Origin of the sequence: Arthrobacter ginkgonis, from assembly GCF_039540195.1 — a bacterium.
Classification (GTDB): Bacteria; Actinomycetota; Actinomycetes; order Actinomycetales; family Micrococcaceae; genus Zafaria; species Zafaria ginkgonis.
The window spans coordinates 55,488-76,560 of the sequence record NZ_BAABEO010000008.1 but is presented as its reverse complement, the minus strand read 5'-3'; the positions used below and the strand labels follow the sequence as shown (position 1 = coordinate 76,560).

The following is a 21,073-nucleotide window of genomic DNA, read 5'->3' as shown; positions in this document are numbered from 1 at the left end:
CAACAATGGGACGCATCATCGCGGGGGCGGCCGGAGGACTGGCGCTGGCCTCCGTGCCCGGGGACGCCACCCGGCCCACCACCGACCGGGTCAAGGAGGCGCTGTTCTCCAGGCTGGAAAGCTACGACGTGCTCTCCGGGGCCCGCGTGCTGGACCTGTTCGCCGGTTCCGGCGCGCTCGGGGTGGAGGCCGCCAGCCGCGGCGCCCGCGCCGTGGTGCTGGTGGAGCAGGCACCCAAGGCGGTCGCCGCCTGCCAGGCCAACGCCGGCACCGTGAACCGCGCCCTGGGGCGGACGGCCGTCTCGGTGCGCCGCGGCGGGGTCGACGGGTTCCTGGAGGCGGAGGCCGAGGCCGGGCGCGGCTGGGACATCGCCTTCCTGGACCCGCCCTACCCGCTGGGCGAGGACGGCCTGGCCGCCACGCTGGACCGGCTGGCCCCGCTGATGGAACCGGAGGCGGTGGTGGTGGTGGAACGCTCCACCCGCTCGCCCGAACCGCGCTGGCCCGCGGGCCTGCGCCGCTTCGCGGACCGCAAGTACGGGGAGACGACCCTCTGGTTCGCCGAACCCGACACCCACCCCGACGCCCCCGCGGAATAGTGACGCGTAAGTGCGGGTGCTCCCGGAATAGTGACGTGTAAGTGTGGGTGCCGCCGGGAATAGTGGCGCGTAAGTGTGGGTGCTCCCGGGAATAGTGGCAACGAGGCGTAGGTGCCAGCCGGAAGAGAGCCTTCCGCCCCGCCTCCTCCAGGATTTTGCTGCCTCCCGGGCAGTTCCCGCGAAATATTGCTCACTTGCGGACAGTGTTCCCGGAATTGCGCGCGGGGGTGGCCGCCGGGCCGAGAACGACGGCGGTGGTCGCCTGTGGTGCCGGTGAACAGAATCCGGAAAATACTGCCCGGGAGGTAGCAAAATCCTGAGGGCGCGGCATGGACCACGACGTCAGGATTCCGGACAGCACCCACACTTACGCGTCAGGATTGCGGTGTGCACCCGCACTTACGCGTCAGGATTCGGCGGGGGCTAGGGCCTGCGGAAGGCGTCGAGGTCGGGACCGGTGAGCGCCGTCCCCGGGTGCGGACCGGCCGCCCGCAGGGCATCCAGCCGCGCGGAGTCCCACCGCTCCGCCGAACCCATCATGATCAGGTTGCCCGGGTAGCGGCAGCTGAACATTTCCGTCGGCGCCGCGACGGTCACGAACCCGAAGACCTCCTCCATGGCGGCCAGCTGCGACTTGGCGAAGCGCAGCGGCGGGTCGTCGCCGACGTTGATCAGCGCCACGCCGCCCGGGGCCAGCCGCGCGGCCACCGCCGCGTAGAAGTCGGGGCCGGTCAGCTGCGCCGGGGCATCGGCGCCGGAGAACACGTCCAGCACGATCGCGTCGAAGCGCTCGCCGGGCAGCCCCGAGTCCACCACGGTGCGGGCGTCGTCCACCACCAGGCGCACGTCCGCTCCGGCGGGCAGCGGCAACGCCTCCAGCACGAACCCCATCAGCTCGCGCTCCAGGTCAACGGCCACCTGCGGGCTCCCCGGACGGGTGGCCGCCACGTAGCGGGCCAGCGTCAGGGCGCCCGCCCCCAGGTGCAGCACCCGCAGCGGGGCGCCCGGGGCGCCGAGCAGGTCAAGATGGTTGGCCAGCCGGCGCAGGTACTCGTAGAAGATCTCCTGAGGCGCGGCCAGATTCACGTGGGACTGTTCCCGCCCGCCGATGGAGAGCACCCAGGCGCCGGGAACCCAGGCGTCCGGTTCCAGCACCGCATGCTCGCCGATCCCGGAGAGCCAGCGTTGGCGCGCCGGACTCACGGAGTCCCTGAGGGGCGCAGGGCCAGCAGGCCGGCCAGCCGGGCGGACGCCTCGCGCAGCACGTCCTCGCGCTTGCAGAACGCGAAGCGCAGCAGCGAACGGGTTCGCCCGGCGCCTTCCGGGTGGCAGAAGACGGACACGGGGATGCCGGCCACCCCCACCGCGGCGGGCATCGCACGGGCCAGGGCCGCGGCGTCGGTGAAGCCCAGCGGGGCGGTGTCGGTGACCGCGAAGTACGTTCCGGAGGGACGGAACACCTCCAGCCCGGCGGCCTCCAGCCCGACGCAGAGCAGGTCCCGCTTGGCCTGCAGCGCCGCGGCGAAGCCCGCGTAGAACTCGTCCGGCAGCGCCAGGGCGGCGGCAACGGCCGGTTGGAACGCCGGGCCGGAGCTGTAGCTGAGGAACTGCTTGACGGTGCGCAGGGCGGTGACCAGCTGTTCGGGGCCGGACGCCCAGCCGACCTTCCAACCGGTGTAGGAGAACGTCTTCCCGGCCGAGGAGATGGTCAGGGTGCGCTCCCACGCACCGTCGATCGAGGCGATCGGCAGGTGCCGGACCCCGAACGTGAGGTGCTCGTACACCTCGTCGGAGACGATCGTGCAGTCGTGCCGGTGCGCGAGCCGGACAATCTCCTCCAGCACCTCGCGGCCGAACACCGCACCGGTGGGGTTGTGCGGATTGTTCAGGAGGATCAGCCGGGTGCGGTCGGTCACGGCGGCCCGCAGCTCGGCCAGGTCGGGCTGGAAGTCCGGGGCGCGCAGCGGCACGGTGCGGTGGATGCCCCCGGCCAGCGACACCATGGCCCCGTAGGAGTCGTAGAACGGTTCGAAGGTGAGGACCTCGTCGCCGGGTTCGACGAACGCGAGCACCGCCGCGGCGATGGCCTCGGTGGCGCCGGTGGTGACGACGACGCCGGCGTCCGGGTCGGGTGCGAGCCCGTAGAACCGCTGCTGGTGGTCCGCGACGGCGCGGCGCAGCTCGGGCAGGCCGCTGCCGGGGGCGTACTGGTTGCGGCCGGAGGCGATGCCCTCGCGGGCGAGCTCGGCCATCATGGCCGGGCCGTCCTCGTCGGGGAAGCCCTGCCCCAGGTTGATCGCCCCGTTGCGGGCGGCCAGGGCGGTGATCTCCTCGAAGATCGTGACGGCCGGCAAGCCGTCGGGGCCGAGCAGGTTGGCGCCGGCGGCGGCCCGGAGCCAGGGCGCGCCGGGGACGGAAGCGGTCCGGGGGGATGCGGGCGTGGGGGAGTCATGGGACATGCGCCCATTATCCCAAGTCGCACCGGCGGCAAGCGCTCCGGCGTGCCGGAGTGAACATCCGCTGTGCCGGGGGCGGTGCCTTGGTAGATTGCAGGGTATGCGCCGAGCCGTCTGCCCCGGGTCCTACGACCCCATCCACAAGGGCCACCTGGAGATCATCGCCCGTGCCACCAACCTGTTCGACGAGGTGGTGGTGGCGGTGTCCACCAACTACTCGAAGAAATACATGTTCACCGAGGCCGACCGCCTGGAGATGGTCCGCGAGTCCGTGTCGGGACTCGCCGGGATCCGCGTCGAAGGCATGGGCGATGGGCTGCTGGCCGGGTTCTGCCGCGAGGTCGGCGCGGAGGCGATCGTCAAGGGGCTGCGCTCCAGCCTCGACTACCAGTACGAGGTGCCGATGGCGGCCATGAACCGCCACCTGACCGGGGTGGAAACCGTCTTCCTGACCGCCGACACCCGGTACACGCACCTGTCCTCCACCCTGGTGAAGGAAGTCCAGGCGCTCGGCGGAGACGTGTCCGATTTCCTGCCCAAGGCGGCGCTGCGCCGGCTTGGTACGGGCCGGTAGGTCCGGGCTTCCTGCCGGGGTCCGGACGCCGGGTCGAGTAAAGTTGGCCCCATGAGCCATCCGAACCCCGTCACCAAAGCGGTCATCCCAGCGGCGGGCCTGGGGACCCGCTTCCTTCCGGCCACCAAGGCCATGCCGAAGGAAATGCTGCCGGTCGTCGACCAGCCCGCCATCCAATACGTCGTGGCGGAGGCTGCACGGGCCGGCCTGAACGACGTGCTCATGGTTACCGGCCGTTCCAAGCGCGCCCTCGAGGACCACTTCGACCGCGTGCCGAGCCTGGAAGCCACCCTGCAGGGCAAGGGCGACGAGGAGAAGCTGCGCCGCATCCAGGAGGCCACCGCGCTCGGTGACATCCATTACATCCGGCAGGGCGACCCGCTCGGCCTGGGCCACGCCGTGCTCTGTGCCCGCCACCACGTGGGGCACGAACCGTTCGCGGTCCTGCTGGGCGATGACCTCATCGATGAACGGGACGACCTGCTCGGCCCGATGATCCAGGTCCAGCAGCGGACCGGCGGATCCGTGATTGCCCTCATGGAGGTGACTCCGGAGCAGATCAGCGCCTACGGCTGCGCCGACGTCGAGACCATCGACGGCCAGGGCTACGTCAAGGTCAAGGGCCTCGTGGAAAAGCCGGCACCCGAGGAAGCGCCGTCCAACTACGCGGTGATCGGGCGCTACGTGCTGCATCCGGCCGTCTTCGACGTGCTCGAGCACACGGCTCCCGGACGCGGCGGAGAAATCCAGCTCACCGACGCCCTCCAGGAACTGGCGGCCTCCGACGCCGAAGGCGGCGGCGTGTACGCCGTCGTGTTCCGCGGCCGCCGCTACGACACCGGCGACAAGCTCAGCTACATCCAGGCGGTCGTGCAGCTGGCCTCCGAACGCGAGGACCTGGGCCCGAAGCTGGTGCCCTGGCTCAAGGATTTCGTCGCCGGCCTCTAGCCGCGCGGCTTGGCCCGGTCACAGGGCCCACTCAGACATCGCCCTTACGCTGGCGGAAACGGGACCCGGAGCCGACAAGGCCGGGTCCCGACCGATGCCGCAGGCAATGGGCCCTAGAAACTGGAGTACTTGGTTGACACGAGGTAGGAGCCCGGTGGGCAAATATGTCCCGCGTCGCATGGCGCGACGGCGGCGCCGTCCCGTGCGCATCATCCTGTTCAGCGCACTCGGGATCGTGCTGGTCGCGGGCCTGGTCGCCGGAACGTACCTGACCAGCCTGGCGAACATGTTCAACGGCAAGACCCAGCAGATCGCCCAGGCCTTCCCCTCGGAGCAGACGCGCCCGGTGAAGGACCCCGACGACGGGTCCATGAACATCCTGCTGCTCGGTGCCGACAACGGCACGCCCAAGGCCTCCGCGCAGACGCAGGCGGCGGGTGCCACCGAGCAGCGCGCGGACACGATGATGCTGCTCCACATTCCCGAGGACCGCTCCGGGATGTACGTGATGTCCATCATGCGCGACACCTGGGTCGACATCCCCGGATACGGCGAGCACAAGATCAACGCGGCCATGACCCTGGGCGGCACCCCGCTGGTGGTGCAGACCCTTGAGGGGCTGTTCGACACCAAGATCGACCACGTCGCGATGATCGACTTCGAGGGCTTCCGCGACCTGACCACCGCCCTGGGCGGCATCCAGGTCAAGAACGACTTCGCCTTCACGGCCCACGACACCGACTACTTCTACCCGGTGGGCAAGCTCACCCTCGAGGGGGACCGCGCCCTGCGCTTCGTGCGCGAACGCAAGTCCTTCATCGACGGCGACTACCAGCGGGTGCGCAACCAGCAGAAGTTCATCAAGGCCATCATGGCCAAGTTCCTCACCGCCGAGACGCTCACCAACCCGACGACCATCTACGAGGTCATCGACAAGGTCTCCCCGTACCTGTCCTTCGACGCGACGTTCGACGCCGCCACGGCCGCCGGGCTGGGACTGCAGCTGAAGGACATGCGCACCTCCGACGTCGAACTGTTCACGCTCCCGACCGCGGGCATCGGAACCTCCCTCGACGGGCAGTCGATCGTGCTCAAGGACGATGCCGCCATCGCGGACATCGGCGCCGCGCTGAAGGCGGACACGATGGCCGCCTGGGTCAAGACGCAGGAGGAGTCGACGCCGGCCGCCAACGGGTAGGCGGACGTCCGCGGTTGCGGATCGCCTAGAATTGAAGGGCTCCTGCCGCCGGCAGCCGGCCCCCGCACGCGAATGATGAGGTTTTCCAAGGCATGACTGCAGCCGACTTCGCAGCCCGCAACCACCTGAAACGGGTGGGAGCCAGGCCGGCGTTGCCTTCCTACCTGAAGCAGGCGTGGGCGCGGCGGGACTTCATGTTCGAGCTGGCCAGGAGCCGAATCCAGGCCAGCAACAACAGCAACCGGCTGGGCATGCTGTGGGTTGTGATCAAGCCCACGCTGAACGCGCTGATGTACGGGGCCATCTTCGGGCTCCTGCAGGGGGCCAACCGGCCGGAGGACTTCCCGGTCTTCGTGGTCATCGGCGTGTTCCTCTTCGAGTTCTTCTCCTCCTCGATGGTGCAGGGCGCGAAGTCGATCACGGGCAACGCGGCACTGGTGCAGTCGCTGGCCTTCCCGCGCATTTCGCTGCCCGTCTCCACGGTGCTGCAGAACCTGCTCCAGCTGGCGCCGATGCTCGGCGTCATGTTCATCTACTGCGTGGCGCTCGGCACTGCGCCGCAGTGGTCCTGGCTGCTGGTGCTGCCGCTGGTGGGGCTCTTCAGCCTCTTCAACACCGGAGTGGCGCTGATCTGCGCCCGCCTCACGGTGCACCTGCGCGACATCACGCAGATCCTGCCGCTGGTGACCCGGGTCCTCTTCTACACCTCCGGGGTGCTGTTCAGCGTGGAGAAGATCTTCAACGCGTACCCCGTGATGGTGACCGTCTACGACTTCAACCCGCTCTACCAGGTGCTCACCATCGCCCGCGGCTGCATCATGGAGGGCCAGTCCTATCCGTCCCTCTACTGGCTCCTGTTCTCGATCTGGTCCGTGGTGACCTTCGTGGCCGGCGTCGTTTTCTTCTGGGTAGCTGAGGAGCGCTATGGCCGAGGTAACTAATTTCGACGACGTGCTCCGTCGGGAGCCCGGCCCGGGCGGGGAAGGGCCCGCACCGCGGCACATGTCCGGACAGGTGCCGGGGGAGGGCCGCGACGGCGGGGACGCCCCGGCGTCGCCGGACCGCCCGGTCGATTCCGCGCCGGCCAAGGCCGAACCGGACGCCGTGGACACCCGCCGCCCCGTCGTCGTGGTCGACGACCTGCATGTGAAGTACAAGGTCTACTCCAGCGGCAAGGCCGCCGGCTCCGCGGCGAACCGCAAGCTGTTCACCCGGACCCGCGGCCTGCGCGAGGTGCACGCCGTCAAGGGCGTCTCCTTCACCGCCTACGAGAACGAGTCCATCGGCATCATCGGGTCCAACGGCTCGGGCAAGTCCACCCTGATGCGCACCATCGTGGGCCTGACCCCGCCGGCCTCCGGGGCGGTCTACGCCTCCTCCCGCCCCAACCTGCTGGGCGTGGGCGCGGCCCTGATCCCGGACCTGTCCGGCGACAAGAACATCACCCTCGGCGGGCTGGCCCTGGGCTACACCCGCAAGGAGGTCGAGGCGCTGCGCGAGGAGATCGTGACCTTCGCCGAGCTGGAGGACTTCATCGACCTGCCGATGAAGACGTACTCCTCCGGCATGTCCGCGCGCCTGAAGTTCGCCATCGCCGCGTCCAAGCAGCATGAGATCCTCATCGTCGACGAGGCCCTGGCGGTGGGCGATGCCCGCTTCCGCCAGCGCAGCGAGGCGAGGATCCGCGAGATCCGCGAGAACGCCGGCACGGTGTTCCTGGTCTCCCACTCGATGAAGTCCATCCTGGACACCTGCAGCCGCGTGATCTGGATCAACAAGGGCGTGCTGGAAATGGACGGGGATCCCGCCGCCGTCGTGAAGGCCTACAAGGAATCGAAGAAGTGAGCCCGGAAACCACCGAAGACCAGCAGCCCGGCGTTTCCTACGTCATGCCCGTGCTCAACGAGGCCGGGTACATCCGCGAGGCCGTGGCGAGCATCCTGGCGCAGGACTACGACGGCGACAAGGAGATCGTGCTGGCGCTCGGACCCAGCACGGACAACACCACCGCCATCGTCGAGCAGCTCCACGCCGAGGACCCGCGCGTGCGCTTCGTGCACAACCCGCGCGGGCGCACCCCGATCGCCCTGAACCTGGCCATCAAGGCCTCCCGCTACCCGGTGGTCATCCGCGTGGACGCGCACTCCACGCTGGCCCCCGGCTACACCAGGCGCGGCGTCGAGACGCTGTTCCGCACCGGCGCCTCCGACGTCGGCGGACTGATGGACGCCCGGGGCCGGACCCCGCTGCAGCGCGCCGTCGCCGCCGCCTACCATTCCCCGGCCGGCTTGGGCGGCGCGGCCTACCACTCCGGCGCCCCGGAGGGCCCGGCCGAGTCCGCCTACCTGGGCATCTTCCGTCGCGAGGTCTTCGACGAGGTCGGCTACTACGACGAATCGCTCTGGCGCGCCCAGGACTGGGAGCTGTGCCTGCGCATCCGCAACGCCGGCCGCACCGTCTGGTTCGATCCGGAACTGCGCACCGTCTACTACCCGCGCGAGCGCCTGCGCGACCTGCGCCGCCAGTCCTACGCCTCCGGCGTTTGGCGCGGCGAGATCGCCCGCCGCCACCGCGAGGGCAAGTCGCGCCGCCACGACCTGCCGCCGGCGGTGGTCGCCGCCGTCGCCGCCGGCGTCGTTTCCTGGTTCGTGCGCCCGGCCGCCCCGGCCAGGGGCACGACGGCGGCACTGGCCCTGCTGCGCCTGGCGCCGGTGGCCTACCTCGGCGGCGTGGCTGCCGCCGCGGCCACCGCCAAGTCCAGGCTCAGCCCGCGCGAGCGGCTGCTGATGCTTGCGGTGCTGCCGACCATCCACTTCCCGTGGGCCGTCGGGTTCGTGCGCGGACGTGCCGCCGGCGCCGGATCCACGCTGGACAAGGGAAGGGTGCGCGCATGACCGGCACAGGCACCGGCGAGGCCGGGGTGCGCATGGGCCGCGACGGCAGGCCGCGCCCGGTCCGTCCCACCCTGGAGCAACTGCGCGCCGTCTGCCAGCCCCCGGAGGTGCGCGCGCGCCGCAACGCCGAGCACTGGACCGCCGAACTGTACCTGCGGCACATCTCCATCTACCTGACCGCGGCGCTGCTGCGCACCCGCATCACCGCCAACGGCGTGACCGGGCTGATGATCCTCTCCGGCTGGGCGATGTCCGCGGCCCTGCTGGTCCCCGGCATCTGGGGGCCGCTGCTGGCCGTGGTGCTCTCCCAGCTGCAGCTGTACTTCGACTGCAGCGACGGCGAGGTGGCGCGCTGGCGCGAATCGCAGAGCCCCAAGGGCATCTTCATCGACATGGTCGGCCACCACACCACCGAGGCGCTGCTGCCGATCGCGCTCGGCTGCCGGGTGGCGCTGGAACTGGCCGGCGGCGCACCCTTCGGCGCCGACTCCTGGGCGATCCTGTTCGTGGGCGCCGCCGTGGCGGTCCTGCTGGTGCTCAACCGCTCGCAGTCCCTGATGGTGCACGCCGCCCGCGGCATGGCCGGGCTCGGCAAGCTACCGGACACCGCCGCCGCCCGCGCCGTGCCCGCCACCTCCCTGGTGGGCAAGCTGCGCCGGCTGGCCCGCTTCCTGCCCTTCCACCGGCTGCTGCACGCGGTCGAGCTGAGCCTGCTGATCCTGGCCGCCTCGATCGTCTCGGCGCTGCTGGGCAGCCCGGGGCTGGGGGAGCAGTGGATGCTGTGGATCCTGCTTCCGGCCTGCGTGTTCGTGAACCTCGGGCATTTCCTGTCCAACATGGCTTCCACCCGGCTGGTCGCATGAGCGCGGTCCAGCCGATCGGGGCAGGCGCGCCGCGGGCGTCCGACCGGCCCGGCTTCGGCGTCGTCATCCTCACCATGGGCAACCGGCCGGCGGAACTGCAGCGGGCGTTCGACTCGCTGCTGGCCCAGCGCGGGGTGGACCTGGACGTCGCGGTGGTCGGAAACGGCTGGGAGCCCACCGGGCTGCCGGAGGGCTTCAAGGCCGTGCACCTGCCCGAAAACCTGGGCATCCCGGCCGGACGCAACGCGGGGGTCCCGCACGTGCGCGGGCAGTACCTGTTCTTCCTCGACGACGACTCCTGGCTGCTCGACGACGGCTTCCTGCTGGAGGCCGCGCGCCGCTTCGAGCGCCACCCGGACATGGGCCTGCTGCAGCCGCGCATCGAGGACCCCGAGCGCGCGGACTCGCCGCGGCGCTGGATCCCGCGGCTAAACAAGCGCACCGCCTCCGTTCCCAGCAACGTCTTCCACGTGGGGGAGACGTGCCTGGTCATGCCGCGGCGGATCTTCGATGAGACCGGCGGCTGGGCCGGAGGCTTCTGGTACGCCCACGAGGGCATCGAACTGGCTTGGCGCGTCTGGGACACCGGCCACCGTGTCTGGTACGCCGGTGACATGCGCGTGGGACACCCGGTGGTGGACCCGCGCCGGCACGAGGAGTTCTTCCGGCTCAACGCCCGCAACCGCGTCTGGCTGGCCCGGCGCAACCTCCACTGGCCCTTCAGCTGGGCCTACGTGTGCAGCTGGGGGCTGATCGAGGGGATCCGCCTGCGCAAGGACCGCCGCGGCCTGCGCCAGTACGCCGCCGGCTGGCGCTCCGGCTGGCGGACCAGCCCCTGGTACGCGCACCCGCGTCCCAAGCTGAGGTGGCGCACCCACCTGCGCATGGCCCTGGCCGGCCGTCCGCCCGTCATCTGAGCCCCGCCAAGCGTGGGGCAGTCGGGTCCCTGCGTGGCGACGCAGTCGACACGAAAGGGCCGTTCCCCCGCAAAGCGCGGGGCAGTCGGGTCCCTGCGTGGCGACGCAGTCGACACGAAAGGGCCGTTCCCCCGCAAAGCGCGGGGCAGTCGGGTCCCTGCGTGGCGACGCAGTCGACACGAAAGGGTCTGCCCCGCGCGCTAGCAGGGCAGGGAGTCCGGCAGGTAGCGCGGGGTGGTCGTGATGGCCCCGGCGTTGTCCATGCCGCGGTAGGCGCGGCAGAGGCTGAGCCCGCGCTTGGACAGTCCCTCCTTGATCTGGCGGATCGCATCCGGGGTGAAACCGGGCGTCCACATGTGCATCAGCACCGAGGAGCCGCGCTTGGCCTTGGTGACGGCACGGGAGATGGTCAGCGCCTTGTTCTCGTGCTCCCAGTCCTGGGTGCTCACGTCCCAGGTCCAGATGTTCATCCCGGCCGATGCGTAGGCGCATTCGACGCTGCCGTCCACTGCCCCGTGGGGCGGGCGGCCGTAGTTGGTGCTCACCCCGGTGAGCCTCAACTGCCGTGCGGCGGCGGCGCAGCTGAGCGGACGCAGGTCCTGGTGGACGGCCGAGTGGTTGATGACCCACTGGCCCTTGGCGCGGGCCAGGGTGGCCAGGTTCACCCCGTAGCGGTCCTCGAAGTCGGCGATGCAGTCGCCGGTCGGGGCGATGGCCAGCCCGATGTTCTTCGCTTGCACGTATTTCAGCACGGCGTTGAAGTCGCTCAGGGTCTTCGGGCAGTCGTCGTAGGTCAGGACGACGCGGGAGGTCTTGTTCGGCCCCTTGTCCCCGTTGTCCTCGAAGCCCTTGCCGGAGGCGAGGTAGCCGATCGCGTTGGTGGCGGCCTTGGTGGACAGCTTCAGGTAGGAGCCCTTCATCCAGCCGGTCTTGCGGCCGATCGTGACCTGCCACCAGCCCTTGGAATTCTTCTTCAGCAGCTTGACCCGCGTGCCCTCCACCAACAGGGTGATGGACGCGTAGTTCGTGCCGGGACCGGTGCGCACCCGCACGCTGCCGGTGGTGACGGCGGAAAGGTACTTCGTGGCCGCGAGCTCGAAGTGCACCATGTTCGGGGCGGCGTAGGACGACGGCGGTGTGGCGTCCGGCGGTTTAAGGCCCGGCGGCGCGGCGGCCGGCGCGACCAGGGCCTGGAGGACGAGCAGCAGTGCGGCGGTTCCCGCCATCGCCGCTGCCCCAAACCTGGCGATTAATACACGTGTGGACGGAAAGCATTGCGACATTGCAACCCCCAAGTATTCAATGCACCCGGACCCCAATCCGGGTGTGCATGTCAAGACTCAGAATGGGGTCTTCGCTGGCGGGGGACAAGAGCAGGGAATACTCGAAAACCTGTGTTTCGGAAGCTTGCGCTCCGGGCGAGGGACCGGTTCAGGCCTCCCTCGCTTCAGGCGTCCGCCGGCCCGTCCTCCACGGCTCCGGCCTCCGCCGGCACAACCACCACGGTTCCCGCCGCCCCGTCCACGGTGACGGTCTGCCCCGTCCGCAGGTGGAGGGTGGCTTCGGGGACGCCGACCACCGCCGGGATCCCGTACTCGCGCGCCACCACGGCCCCGTGGGAGATGGCACCGCCCATCTCCATCACCAGCGCCCCGGCCGTGAGGAAGAGCGGGGTCCAGCCGGGGTCGGTGGAGGGCGCCACCAGGATCTCGCCCGGCTCCAGCCGGGCCCCGACCGGATCGGTGATGACCCGGACCCTGCCGGTGACCGTCCCGGCCGATGCCGGGCTGCCGCGCAGCATCTGAACCGGGGCCCCCGCCGCGGACGGTGGGGACTGGGTGGCGGCCGCGGCGGCCTCCACGTCGGTCCCGTCGGACAGCAGCAGGCGGGGCACGTAGCGGCGCTGCAGTTCGCGCCCGTAGGTGGCCCGCCGCCGCTCCACCATCTCCGCCAGGTCCGCCCCGCGCAGGCCCACCCGGGCCTCCTCCGGGGCCAGGAACCAGATGTCGTCGGGCCGGGCGGTCCGTCCGTCGGAGGCCAGCGCCGCGCCCACCTCGGCCAGTTGGCGGCGCAGTGCGGCGAAGGACAGGATGATGAAGAACTTGGGTTGCTCGCGCAGCCCGCACAGTTGCCGGGCCCGGGCCAGGGCCAGCCCGACGGCGGCCCCGCGCAGCCGTCCGCGGGCCCGGGCGCGCGCCGTGAGGTCGGCCACCTTGGCTTCCGCCTCCGCCGCGGCCCGCGCGAACTGGGTCTCCGGCGTCGGATGGCCCGCGGGGAGCCGCAGGTAGTTGGCGATGACGCCGAGCAGGTGCGCCGGATCGTCGGACCAGCGCGGCATGCCCAGGTCGATCTCGGCCACGGCCCGGTGCCCGTAGCGTTCCAGGAACGCGGCCAGGCCGTCCTGCAGGGCCGCCGGCAGGGTGCCGGCCAGGTACCGGCGGGAGAGTTCGGCCGCCGGTTCGGACTCCAGGGCCGCCGCCGCGGCGGGGTCCGCCCGAAGCCGGTCGGCCAGCCGCCACAGCTCCAGGTCCATTTCGGTGGTGACGTTGTTCGGCAGCCCCGCCAGCACCGCCTGCAGCTCGCCGGGTCCGGCGATCCCGCGCAGCAGCCAGCGGGCCACGCCCAGCAGGGCGTACCCGGTGGCGGGGGCCGGCAGGACCCCGGGCACCAGCGAGAAGAAGGCGGTGGACATCACCCGTTCCACATGGTCCAGCCGCTGCGCCGGGGTGGCCGGTTCGGCGAGGGCCAGGTCCTGTTCCAGCCTGCGCCCCACCTCCTGGATCCGCCGCACCGCGGCCTCAGGCCGCAGGAGGGCCTGAAGGATCCGCAGCAGCAGCGCGCCCACCTGCCGGGCGCCGCCGCCGGAGAGGAGGTTCGGAGAGCGGGCGCCCCGGGTGACGGAGAAGCGGGGATCGGCGTAGATCGTCTGGAGCAGGTCGGCCGAGCGGGCCTCGGCCACGCGGAACATCCTCAGCATGGTGCGCCGCCCGCTGGCGCTGCGCACCACCGGGGTCAGGTCCACGAAGGGCCGCATGCCGGCCTGCGCCAGGAACCAGCCGCTGCGTTCGTCCCGCATCCCGGCGATCGCCGCCATTCCCATGGGGGTCAGCGGGCGCACCAGCCCCTGGGCCAGGCTCGCACACAGGTACACGCGGGACCCCTCGACGGAGCCGCGTCCCTCCGGTACCGGATACAGGGTCGTGATGGCCCGCGACTGCGTGAGCCAGAGGGCGCCGCCCGCCTCGGCGGCCCATTCCAGGTCCTGCGGGGAACCGAAGAGGGCCTCCGCCCTGGCACCCAGCTCCGTCAGCTGCAGCAGTTGGGCATCGGTCAGGCACAGCCGGCCGTTCGGGCCCCCGCCGTCCCGGCCCCCGCCGTCGGGCCGCGGGCCGGCCGTGCGTTCGAGGATCCGCGCGGTGCCGGTGTCCACCACGAAGTGGTCCGGGGCCACGGCCCCGGACACCACGGCGTCGCCCAGCCCCGGCGCGCCGTCGACGACCGCCTGCCGGCGGGTGCCGGTGACGGGGTTGGCCGTGAAGAGGACGCCGGCGGCGGCGGCCGGCACCATCACCTGCACGACGACGGCAAGGCCCACCCCGCGCTGGCCGATCCCGTGCGCGGCGCGGTAGGCCACGGCGCGGTCGGTCCACAGCGAGGCCCAGCAGCCCCGCACCGCCTCCATCACCGCATCCGCGCCGCGCACGTTGAGGAAGCTGTCCTGCTGGCCGGCGAAGCTCGCCTCGGGAAGGTCCTCTGCGGTGGCGGAGGAGCGGACCGCCACCGGCACGTCGGTTCCGAGGCCCGCGTAGGCCTCCAGGACGGCGGCGGCGACCGGCTGGGGGACGGCAGTGGCATGGACGGCGGCGCGGATCCGCGCGGTCGCCTCGGCCAGCGCAGCGGGGTCGGCCGGATCCAGCGGACCGAGGGCATCGACGGGGCCCTCCAGGCCGGCGTCGCGCGCCATGGCCGCATAGCCGGCCGTGGTCAGGCAGAAGCCCCCGGGGACGGGCAACCCGTCGGCCAGCAACACGCCCAGGTTCAGGGCCTTGCCACCCACCTGCGCCAGCATGCCGGGGCCGATGTCGGCCAGTTCGATGAGGAGCCGCTCCTGCTCCGGCGCATCCATGGTCCCCCGTTCCGCCGCCGCGTGGACGGTGCGCCGCCGAGTGGAGGTGCATGGGGCGACTATAGGCCCGCCGCCGGGGGCGCTCAACGGGTGCGGGCCGCGTCGCCACAGGGGAGACACAGACCCATGGGATAAAATGAGATGAAATCTTAACAATCGGCAGACTACGGGAGTCCATGTGCCCAAGACGGTGTTAACTTACGGCACTTTTGACCTGTTCCACATCGGGCACCTGAACGTCCTCAAGCGGCTTCGCGGGCTGGGGGACCGGCTGATCGTCGGCGTCTCCACCGACGAGTTCAACGCGGTCAAGGGCAAGAAGCCCGTGGTGCCGTTCGAGCAGCGCATCGAGATCGTCCGCTCCATCAAGTACGTCGACGAGGCCATCCCCGAGGAGAACTGGGCGCAGAAGCGCCTCGACATCCAGCGGTACGGCGTCGACGTCTTTGGCATCGGCGACGACTGGCGCGGCAAGTTCGACGACCTGGGCGACAGCGTCGAGGTGGTGTACCTGCCCCGCACCGAGGGCATCTCCACCACGGAGATGAAACGCGTCCTGAGCGCCTTCGACGAACGCCACGTCGAGGAGCTCAAGCGCACCCTGGACAGCATCAGCCAGATCGTGAAGGAACTCAGCTAATTCCCTGCGGGGACAAAAATTTCCCTACGGGGCAGAAAAAACATGGAGTATCGGTGACGGTCATTTCCGAGACCATCAAATACAGGATCAAGGCCGCGGGGGCCCAGATCGGCAAAACGGGCGCGGTGCGGAGGGTCCTGCCCCTCCTGGGGGTGCGCCCGACGCGCGCCGCCGCCATGGAGTTCCACGGCGTGCCGGTGCCCGGCGACGTCGTGGTCTACTACGGCGACGGCGCCGACAAGATCTACCAGCTGGTCCAGTGGCTCCCCGTGCTGGAGACCCTCCACCGCAAGAAGCGGGTCCTGGTGATTTGCCGCCGCATCGATGCCTACCGTGCGCTGGCCCCCCTCACGGACCTGCCGCGCATCTTCATCCGCCGCTTCACGGACCTGGTGGACCTGTACGAGTCCAACGACTACGGCATGGTCCTTTACGTCAACAACGGCCAAAGCAACTTCCAGTCGCTGGAGCACCCGTGGCCGGTCCACGTGCACGTGAACCACGGGGAGAGCGACAAGATCTCCATGGTCTCCAACAAGGCCAAGGCCTATGACCGCATCTTCGTTGCCGGACCGGCGGCGATCGAACGCCACAAGGCGCGCCTGCTCGACTTTGACCTGGACCGCCTGGTGGTGACCGGCCGCCCGCAGCTCGATGAGATCTTCGTTCCTGAACTGCTCCCGGTCCCCGGCCGCACCACGGTGATGTACGCGCCCACCTGGGAAGGCGAAAACGAGGTCAACAACTACACTTCGGTGGAGCCGTACGGGCCGGCGATCGTGGCGGCCCTGCTTGCGATGCCCGAGGTCCGCCTGGTCTACAAGCCGCACCCGCGCGTCCTCGACTCGACCACGCCCTCCATGGTTGCCGCGCACGGAGAGATCGTCCGGCTGATCGAGGCGGCGGCGGCGGACGGCGGCCACGCCTTCCTGCCCGAGGGCAACATCCTGGCGATGTTCGACGCCGTGGATGCCTTGGTGACCGACATTTCCAGCGTCGGGCTGGACTTCCTGTACCTGCGGCCCCAGCAGCCGATCGTCCTGACCGACCGCCGCAACAACGGCGCCAAGCTGGAACAGGACTCCCCGCTGGCCCGCGCCTGCGGCGTGGTCAGCGGGAAGAACGCCGCAGCGGTCGGGGAACGCTTGCGGGAGTGGATCTTCGGGGACGAACGGGCCGCCCGGCGAGCCGGGATGCGGGAGTTCTACTTCGGCGGGCTGCACCGCGGCGAGTCCACGGAGAGCTTCGAACAGGAGATCGAGCGGCTGATCGCCGAACGCCGGCAGCAGCTGCAGCAGCCCCGCCAGCCCAGCCCGACAGCCCAGCTCAGCCCGGCAGCGTCCTGATCCGCTGGGCGCCCCCGCGGGCGCCCAGCTTTGGAGCCTCAGCCGGCGAGGAGGTCCCGGGCCGCAGCCAGGAACCGTCCGCAGGGGTCGCCGCCGTCGTCGCCGAAGACGTGGCGGCGGAACGCATCCTGGGCGGCGGGGACCGGCGCGGCCGCCAGGGCCTCGATCGCGGAACGCAAGTCCCGGGGCTCGTGCCGGTACCACGTGGGCAGGGCCCCCGCGAGCGTGAGTGCGCCCGGGGCCTGCCGGGGTCGGTCCCCATTGATGCACAGGGCGGTTCGCCTGCCGAGCCCCACCGCGTCCATGGCCATGGCCGAGACGTCGGCCAGGACGACGTCTGCCACCGCCAGCGAGGCCAGCGGCTCCGGCCCGTCGTCGTAGACGTGGGGGGCAGTGGTCCGACCCGCGTTGGCCTGCTGCAACGCCGAGCGCAAGCCGGCAAGCACCCTGTGGAACGAGGGGTCGACCGATCCCGTCTTGGGGTGCGGGCGCAGGATGACCCGCACTCCGGGATCGGCGAGCAGGCCCTCGAGGCGCCGTCCGTGCGTCTTCAGGGAGCTGTAGGCCATCGCGGGCGAGTCGCCCTCCCAGGTGGGGGCGTAGAGCACGGTGGTGGTTCCCGCGGCCGGGGGGAAATCCGCGATCCCGGGGAAACCGAGTTGGGGCCGGCCGATGTGGACCAGTTGGCGCTCGTCGAACCGGGGCACCGCGGCCAGGATGCGCTCGTGCGAAGCCTGCCCCGCGATGAAGGCGAAGTCGTAGGCCTTCAGCTGGTTGGAGGCCATGGACGACTTCTCGCTTTCGCCGTGGCTCAGGTGCACGTGGGCGGGGCCGTTCACGCGCAGGGCGGTGAAATTGGCCTGGTTGTTGTTCACGTAGAAGACGGCGCGCACCCGGTGCTCGGCAAGGAAGCGCTCGAAGGGCGCCGATCCGGGAACCAGCACCACCGGCAGGGTGGTCCGGCCGGCGATCTCCCGCGCCGCCCGGGGATCCCCCAGCAACAGCGTGAGCGGCGCGACCTCGGCGGCTAGGCGCTCCCAGGGGCCCAGCCACTGCTGCAACTGGTACAGGCCCGCCGGGCCGTCGCCGAAGTACACGGCAAAGGGCGAGACCGGCGGCGGCTGCTGCGCCCTGGCGGCCAGCATCCGACGGGTGGGCCGGCCGGCCGCGACGGAGCGGGCCTTCTCGGACGCCACGCGCAGTCCGCGGCGGATCACTTGGAGTTCGTGCACCGGACGATCCTATCCAAGGACCGAACCGCCCGTGCCGGAGGCCGCCCCGGCACCCTTCCGGGACCCGTCCGGATGCCCCTCCCGCGCGGCCGCGGGGGCCGCGCGGGAGGGGCCGGCGACGGCGGGCCGCGGGACGGTTGGTAGGATCGGTAGGGAATCTGGTGAAAGTCTCGGGCGAAGAATCCTGAAACGTAATGGTGCTTTAAAGGGGAAATCGAGTGGCGGCATGGCGAGGCAAGGCGGGTTCATTGCTTCCCCCGCACATCCTGCGGATGCTGGCCAACAACACCTTCGGCGGCACCGCCCTGCGTTCGGGGCTTCCTGCGGACTGGACGCCGGAGCGGATCCGTGCCCGCCACCGCGAGGAATTCCTGTGGGCCGCGACCACCGCCGGGGTGGCGGCGAATTTCCGCACCCTCGACGCCGGCACGATCCTTGCGGAATCCCCCCTGGCGGCCCGCGACCGGCGGCGGCTCAGGCAGGCCCTGGCCATCAAGGGGCTGATGGCCCAGGCCGCCGCCCCAACGCACCTGCCCGAGGGGGCGGCCCGCGGGTGGCGCGTCGCCGACGCGGGGTTCGCGCGGCACCGGCGCGAGCTGGCGGACGCGCTCGGCGTCCTGGTCCTTGAGGGGACCGACGGCGGCGCTCCGGAACCCGCAGCGGCCCCGGCGCCCATCGACGTCGTCTACACCTGGGTCGACGGATCGGACCGGGAGTGGAGGGCGGAGCGTGCCGCCGCCCAGGCGGAGGCCACCGGAACGCCCCTGGCCACCTCCGACGACGAGGCCCGCTACGCGTCCAGGGACGAGCTGCGCTACTCGCTGCGTTCCCTCGAGTACTTCGCGCCCTGGATCAACCACATTTACATCGTCACCGCCGACCAGGTCCCCGGCTGGCTGGACACGGACGGCGGCCGGGTCAGCGTGGTCCCGCACCGGGACATCTTCGCGGACCCGGGCAACCTACCCACCTTCAATTCCCACGCCATCGAATCCCAGCTGCATCACATCGAGGGGCTCTCGGAGCGGTTCATCTACATGAACGACGACGTCTTCTTCGGGCGTCCCGTGGACCCCGAGCTCTTCTACGCGGCCGACGGCTCCAGCCGGTACTTCCTGTCCAAGCAGCGCATCGGCGCGGAGAAGCCCGGCGACCTTCCCGTGAACGTGGCGGCCCGCAACAACCGCGCGGTGCTCCAGCGCCGTTTCGGCAGGTCATCCATCTTCAAGTTCCTGCACGTGGCCCACGCCCAGCTCAGGACGACGCTCGAGGCGATCGAGGCGGACGAGCGCGACGAGGTCGAACGGACCGCGGCCGCGCGGTTCCGCAGCGACACGGACCTGTCCATCCCCTCCTCGCTGGCGCACTACTACGGGACGGCACTGGGACGGGCCGTGCCCGGGGAGGTCGGCTACAACTACATCGACCTCTCCGACGCGACCGCCCGGCTGCGCCTGCTGCGGCTGATGTGGACCGAGCGGCCGCAGATGTTCTGCCTCAACGAGGTGGCCTCCGGCGGGCGCCGGGAGCAGGAGACGCTGAAGATGATGCAGCACTTCCTGCAGGAATACTTCCCGTTCCCCTCCGCGTTCGAGCGGCCCGAGGTCCCGCGCGGCACGGTGGCGGCCGGACGGCCCGCCGCTGCCCGGAACTGACCGCGGGCCGGGGGACCGGGGAGCCGGTTTGGGCTTCCCCCGATCCTCGGGCTAAGATGTACCGTCGGTCTATGTTCTATTAGGAGTTCTCATTAGCGGTAAGCGTTCGGATCGCCCGTCCTCGCACGGAATCGACCGGAGTTCACCCCTGACCTTCGCGGTCAAGGACCTCGGGCGCAGCCCGGGGAGCATGCGAACCTTGGAAGAGCAGGTTGCGGCCCCAGCTGAGCTGGGTGTTGCACTGATCGGAGTTCAGGAAGGATCGCCCGTCGATCTGGACCTGAGACTTGAGGCCGTGCACGAGGGGATCCTGGTGTCCGGTACCGCATACGTCCACATAGAGGGCGAATGCGGCCGGTGTCTGGACCCCATCGCGTATGACCTCGAGGCCGATATTCAGGAACTCTTCTACTTCGAGGACAGGGAACTGTTCGAGGATGACGAAGAGAACGACCAGTACCGGGTCGAGGACGATTTGATCGACCTCGAGCCAGTGCTGCGGGACGCAGTGGTCACCGCCCTGCCGTTCCAGCCGGTGTGCCGGGAGGACTGTGCAGGCCTCTGCCCCGAATGCGGGGCACGCCTCGAAGGGGATCCGGACCACCACCATGGGGTCCTGGATCCTCGTTGGGCAGCCCTTTCCGGGCTGGCCGACACCGCCGCAGACGACGTGGCACAACGTACAGAATCAGTCGAGAGAGAAGAGAGTTAGCCGTGGCTGTTCCCAAGCGGAAGATGTCCCGCTCGAATACCCGCGCCCGCCGGTCCCAGTGGAAGGCAACTGCGCCGCACCTGGTCAAGACCGTGGAGAACGGCCGCGTGACCTACAGCCTGCCGCACCAGGCGAAGGTCGTTACCGACTCCGCCGGCACCGCGCTGTTCCTTGAGTACAAGGGGCGCAAGGTCGCAGACGCCTAAGCACGTCTGATGCCTTCAACCGAAGAGCTTCTGAAGCGTCTCGGGGTCACCATCGACCCCGAGACGCTTCGTCTTGCGCTCACCCACCGCTCCTACGCCTACGAGCAGGGCGGCATTCCCACCAACGAACGCCTTGAGTTCCTCGGGGACTCCGTCCTCGGCTTTTCGGTGACGGACCACCTGTACCGCCAGTACCCCAACCTGCCCGAAGGCGACCTCGCCAAGCGGCGCTCCGCCGTCGTCAGCACGCGGGCCCTGGCGGGCATCGCCCGCGGACTCGGCATCGGCGACTTCATCCTGCTGGGCCAGGGGGAGAAGCTGACCAACGGAGCCAACAAGTCCTCCATCCTCGCGGACACCATGGAGGCCCTGATCGGGGCGACCTACCTCACCAACGGCATCGAGGCCGCCCGCGCGCTGGTCATGCGGCTCGTCGACCCGCTGCTGAACGACGTCGAGGCGCTCGGCGCCGGCACCGACTGGAAGACCGCCATCCAGGAGATCGCCGCCGCCCGCAAGCTCGGCGCCATCGAATACCTGATCCGCGGCTCCGGCCCGGACCACGCACGCACCTTCGAGGCGACGCTGTCCATCGGCGGCACTCTGTACGGCTCCGGCACCGGCCCTTCCAAGAAGGAAGCCGAGCAGGAGGCCGCGGCCTCCTCCTGGAAGCAGCTGCGCCTGCCCGCCCCGGAAGCCCTCTAGCC

The 21,073-nt window shown here is 70.5% G+C and carries 20 protein-coding genes; 15 read left to right on the top strand and 5 right to left on the bottom strand.

Annotated features, from left to right (window positions below; genetic code table 11):
- The first annotated feature begins 5 nt into the window (after positions 1 to 5).
- Positions 6 to 599, top strand: coding sequence for a 16S rRNA (guanine(966)-N(2))-methyltransferase RsmD (rsmD, locus tag ABD912_RS02965; protein WP_345148357.1), 594 nt, complete (start codon positions 6 to 8; stop codon positions 597 to 599).
- A gap of 423 nt (positions 600 to 1,022) precedes the next feature.
- On the opposite strand, the gene ABD912_RS02960 is transcribed toward rsmD, so the two are convergent.
- Positions 1,023 to 1,802 (bottom strand): spermidine synthase, encoded by a 780-nt coding sequence (locus ABD912_RS02960; protein ID WP_345148356.1) that lies wholly within the window; start codon positions 1,800 to 1,802, stop codon positions 1,023 to 1,025.
- Positions 1,799 to 3,058 (bottom strand): aminotransferase class I/II-fold pyridoxal phosphate-dependent enzyme, encoded by a 1,260-nt coding sequence (locus tag ABD912_RS02955; RefSeq protein WP_345148354.1) that lies wholly within the window; start codon positions 3,056 to 3,058, stop codon positions 1,799 to 1,801. Before ABD912_RS02955 ends, ABD912_RS02960 begins: the two co-directional genes overlap by 4 nt.
- A gap of 97 nt (positions 3,059 to 3,155) precedes the next feature.
- Here ABD912_RS02955 and coaD point away from each other — a divergent pair, with 97 nt between their 5' ends.
- The 8 genes from coaD to ABD912_RS02915 all read left to right on the top strand — a co-directional run bounded on the left by coaD (position 3,156) and on the right by ABD912_RS02915 (position 10,449).
- Entirely contained in the window at positions 3,156 to 3,629 is a 474-nt protein-coding gene (coaD, locus tag ABD912_RS02950; protein WP_345148352.1) for a pantetheine-phosphate adenylyltransferase, read from the top strand.
- 51 nt (positions 3,630 to 3,680) lie between these two features.
- Positions 3,681 to 4,577, top strand: coding sequence for a UTP--glucose-1-phosphate uridylyltransferase GalU (gene galU / locus ABD912_RS02945; protein ID WP_345148351.1), 897 nt, complete (start codon positions 3,681 to 3,683; stop codon positions 4,575 to 4,577).
- A gap of 202 nt (positions 4,578 to 4,779) precedes the next feature.
- The gene (locus ABD912_RS02940) at positions 4,780 to 5,775 is read left to right on the top strand and encodes an LCP family protein (RefSeq protein WP_345148349.1); all 996 of its coding nucleotides are present in this window, start codon (positions 4,780 to 4,782) and stop codon (positions 5,773 to 5,775) included.
- Between the two features lie 92 nt (positions 5,776 to 5,867).
- Complete coding sequence (locus ABD912_RS02935; protein ID WP_345148347.1) at positions 5,868 to 6,716, top strand: ABC transporter permease; 849 nt, start codon at positions 5,868 to 5,870, stop codon at positions 6,714 to 6,716.
- Entirely contained in the window at positions 6,700 to 7,620 is a 921-nt protein-coding gene (locus ABD912_RS02930; RefSeq protein WP_345148345.1) for an ABC transporter ATP-binding protein, read from the top strand. Before ABD912_RS02935 ends, ABD912_RS02930 begins: the two co-directional genes overlap by 17 nt.
- Positions 7,617 to 8,669, top strand: coding sequence for a glycosyltransferase family 2 protein (locus ABD912_RS02925; protein WP_345148343.1), 1,053 nt, complete (start codon positions 7,617 to 7,619; stop codon positions 8,667 to 8,669). Before ABD912_RS02930 ends, ABD912_RS02925 begins: the two co-directional genes overlap by 4 nt.
- Positions 8,666 to 9,532, top strand: coding sequence for a CDP-alcohol phosphatidyltransferase family protein (locus ABD912_RS02920; protein WP_425548012.1), 867 nt, complete (start codon positions 8,666 to 8,668; stop codon positions 9,530 to 9,532). Before ABD912_RS02925 ends, ABD912_RS02920 begins: the two co-directional genes overlap by 4 nt.
- Complete coding sequence (locus ABD912_RS02915; protein ID WP_345148341.1) at positions 9,529 to 10,449, top strand: glycosyltransferase family 2 protein; 921 nt, start codon at positions 9,529 to 9,531, stop codon at positions 10,447 to 10,449. The genes ABD912_RS02920 and ABD912_RS02915 overlap by 4 nt, the downstream gene beginning before the upstream one ends.
- Positions 10,450 to 10,649: 200 nt before the next feature.
- Here the strand turns inward: ABD912_RS02915 and ABD912_RS02910 are convergent, their stop codons facing one another.
- A complete protein-coding gene (locus tag ABD912_RS02910; RefSeq protein WP_345148339.1) occupies positions 10,650 to 11,675 on the bottom strand; it encodes an SH3 domain-containing protein in 1,026 nt (341 codons plus the stop codon).
- A 221-nt stretch (positions 11,676 to 11,896) separates the two neighbouring features.
- The gene (locus tag ABD912_RS02905) at positions 11,897 to 14,575 is read right to left on the bottom strand and encodes a PEP/pyruvate-binding domain-containing protein (RefSeq protein WP_345148337.1); all 2,679 of its coding nucleotides are present in this window, start codon (positions 14,573 to 14,575) and stop codon (positions 11,897 to 11,899) included.
- A 178-nt stretch (positions 14,576 to 14,753) separates the two neighbouring features.
- Between ABD912_RS02905 and ABD912_RS02900 the strand changes: the two genes are divergently transcribed.
- Together ABD912_RS02900 and ABD912_RS02895 are read left to right on the top strand one after the other, a co-directional pair.
- The gene (locus ABD912_RS02900; protein ID WP_345148336.1) at positions 14,754 to 15,215 is read left to right on the top strand and encodes an adenylyltransferase/cytidyltransferase family protein; all 462 of its coding nucleotides are present in this window, start codon (positions 14,754 to 14,756) and stop codon (positions 15,213 to 15,215) included.
- Between the two features lie 53 nt (positions 15,216 to 15,268).
- A complete protein-coding gene (locus ABD912_RS02895; RefSeq protein ID WP_345148335.1) occupies positions 15,269 to 16,561 on the top strand; it encodes a CDP-glycerol glycerophosphotransferase family protein in 1,293 nt (430 codons plus the stop codon).
- Between the two features lie 38 nt (positions 16,562 to 16,599).
- Here the strand turns inward: ABD912_RS02895 and ABD912_RS02890 are convergent, their stop codons facing one another.
- Positions 16,600 to 17,793, bottom strand: coding sequence for a CDP-glycerol--glycerophosphate glycerophosphotransferase (locus ABD912_RS02890; RefSeq protein WP_345148334.1), 1,194 nt, complete (start codon positions 17,791 to 17,793; stop codon positions 16,600 to 16,602).
- Positions 17,794 to 18,041: 248 nt separating this feature from the next.
- On the opposite strand from ABD912_RS02890, the gene ABD912_RS02885 reads away from it, so the two are divergent.
- From ABD912_RS02885 to rnc, 4 genes are all read left to right on the top strand, one after another.
- Positions 18,042 to 19,448 (top strand): stealth family protein, encoded by a 1,407-nt coding sequence (locus ABD912_RS02885; protein ID WP_345148333.1) that lies wholly within the window; start codon positions 18,042 to 18,044, stop codon positions 19,446 to 19,448.
- A gap of 148 nt (positions 19,449 to 19,596) precedes the next feature.
- The gene (locus tag ABD912_RS02880) at positions 19,597 to 20,160 is read left to right on the top strand and encodes a YceD family protein (RefSeq protein WP_345149384.1); all 564 of its coding nucleotides are present in this window, start codon (positions 19,597 to 19,599) and stop codon (positions 20,158 to 20,160) included.
- 2 nt (positions 20,161 to 20,162) lie between these two features.
- Complete coding sequence (rpmF, locus tag ABD912_RS02875; protein WP_345148332.1) at positions 20,163 to 20,366, top strand: 50S ribosomal protein L32; 204 nt, start codon at positions 20,163 to 20,165, stop codon at positions 20,364 to 20,366.
- Between the two features lie 9 nt (positions 20,367 to 20,375).
- Positions 20,376 to 21,071 carry a ribonuclease III gene (gene rnc, locus ABD912_RS02870; protein ID WP_345148331.1) on the top strand — a complete coding sequence of 232 codons (696 nt, stop codon included), beginning with the start codon at positions 20,376 to 20,378 and terminating at the stop codon, positions 21,069 to 21,071.
- The last annotated feature ends 2 nt before the right edge of the window (positions 21,072 to 21,073 follow it).

What these genes read in the sequence shown, in the direction of transcription:
- rsmD (WP_345148357.1), top strand. Translation starts at nt 6, where the DNA reads ATGGGACGCATCATCGCGGGGGCGGCCGGAGGACTGGCGCTGGCCTCC.
- ABD912_RS02955 (WP_345148354.1), bottom strand. Translation starts at nt 3,058, where the DNA reads ATGTCCCATGACTCCCCCACGCCCGCATCCCCCCGGACCGCTTCCGTC.
- coaD (WP_345148352.1), top strand. Translation starts at nt 3,156, where the DNA reads ATGCGCCGAGCCGTCTGCCCCGGGTCCTACGACCCCATCCACAAGGGC.
- galU (WP_345148351.1), top strand. Translation starts at nt 3,681, where the DNA reads ATGAGCCATCCGAACCCCGTCACCAAAGCGGTCATCCCAGCGGCGGGC.
- ABD912_RS02935 (WP_345148347.1), top strand. Translation starts at nt 5,868, where the DNA reads ATGACTGCAGCCGACTTCGCAGCCCGCAACCACCTGAAACGGGTGGGA.
- ABD912_RS02930 (WP_345148345.1), top strand. Translation starts at nt 6,700, where the DNA reads ATGGCCGAGGTAACTAATTTCGACGACGTGCTCCGTCGGGAGCCCGGC.
- ABD912_RS02920 (WP_425548012.1), top strand. Translation starts at nt 8,666, where the DNA reads ATGACCGGCACAGGCACCGGCGAGGCCGGGGTGCGCATGGGCCGCGAC.
- ABD912_RS02915 (WP_345148341.1), top strand. Translation starts at nt 9,529, where the DNA reads ATGAGCGCGGTCCAGCCGATCGGGGCAGGCGCGCCGCGGGCGTCCGAC.
- ABD912_RS02910 (WP_345148339.1), bottom strand. Translation starts at nt 11,675, where the DNA reads ATGGCGGGAACCGCCGCACTGCTGCTCGTCCTCCAGGCCCTGGTCGCG.
- ABD912_RS02905 (WP_345148337.1), bottom strand. Translation starts at nt 14,575, where the DNA reads ATGGATGCGCCGGAGCAGGAGCGGCTCCTCATCGAACTGGCCGACATC.
- rnc (WP_345148331.1), top strand. Translation starts at nt 20,376, where the DNA reads ATGCCTTCAACCGAAGAGCTTCTGAAGCGTCTCGGGGTCACCATCGAC.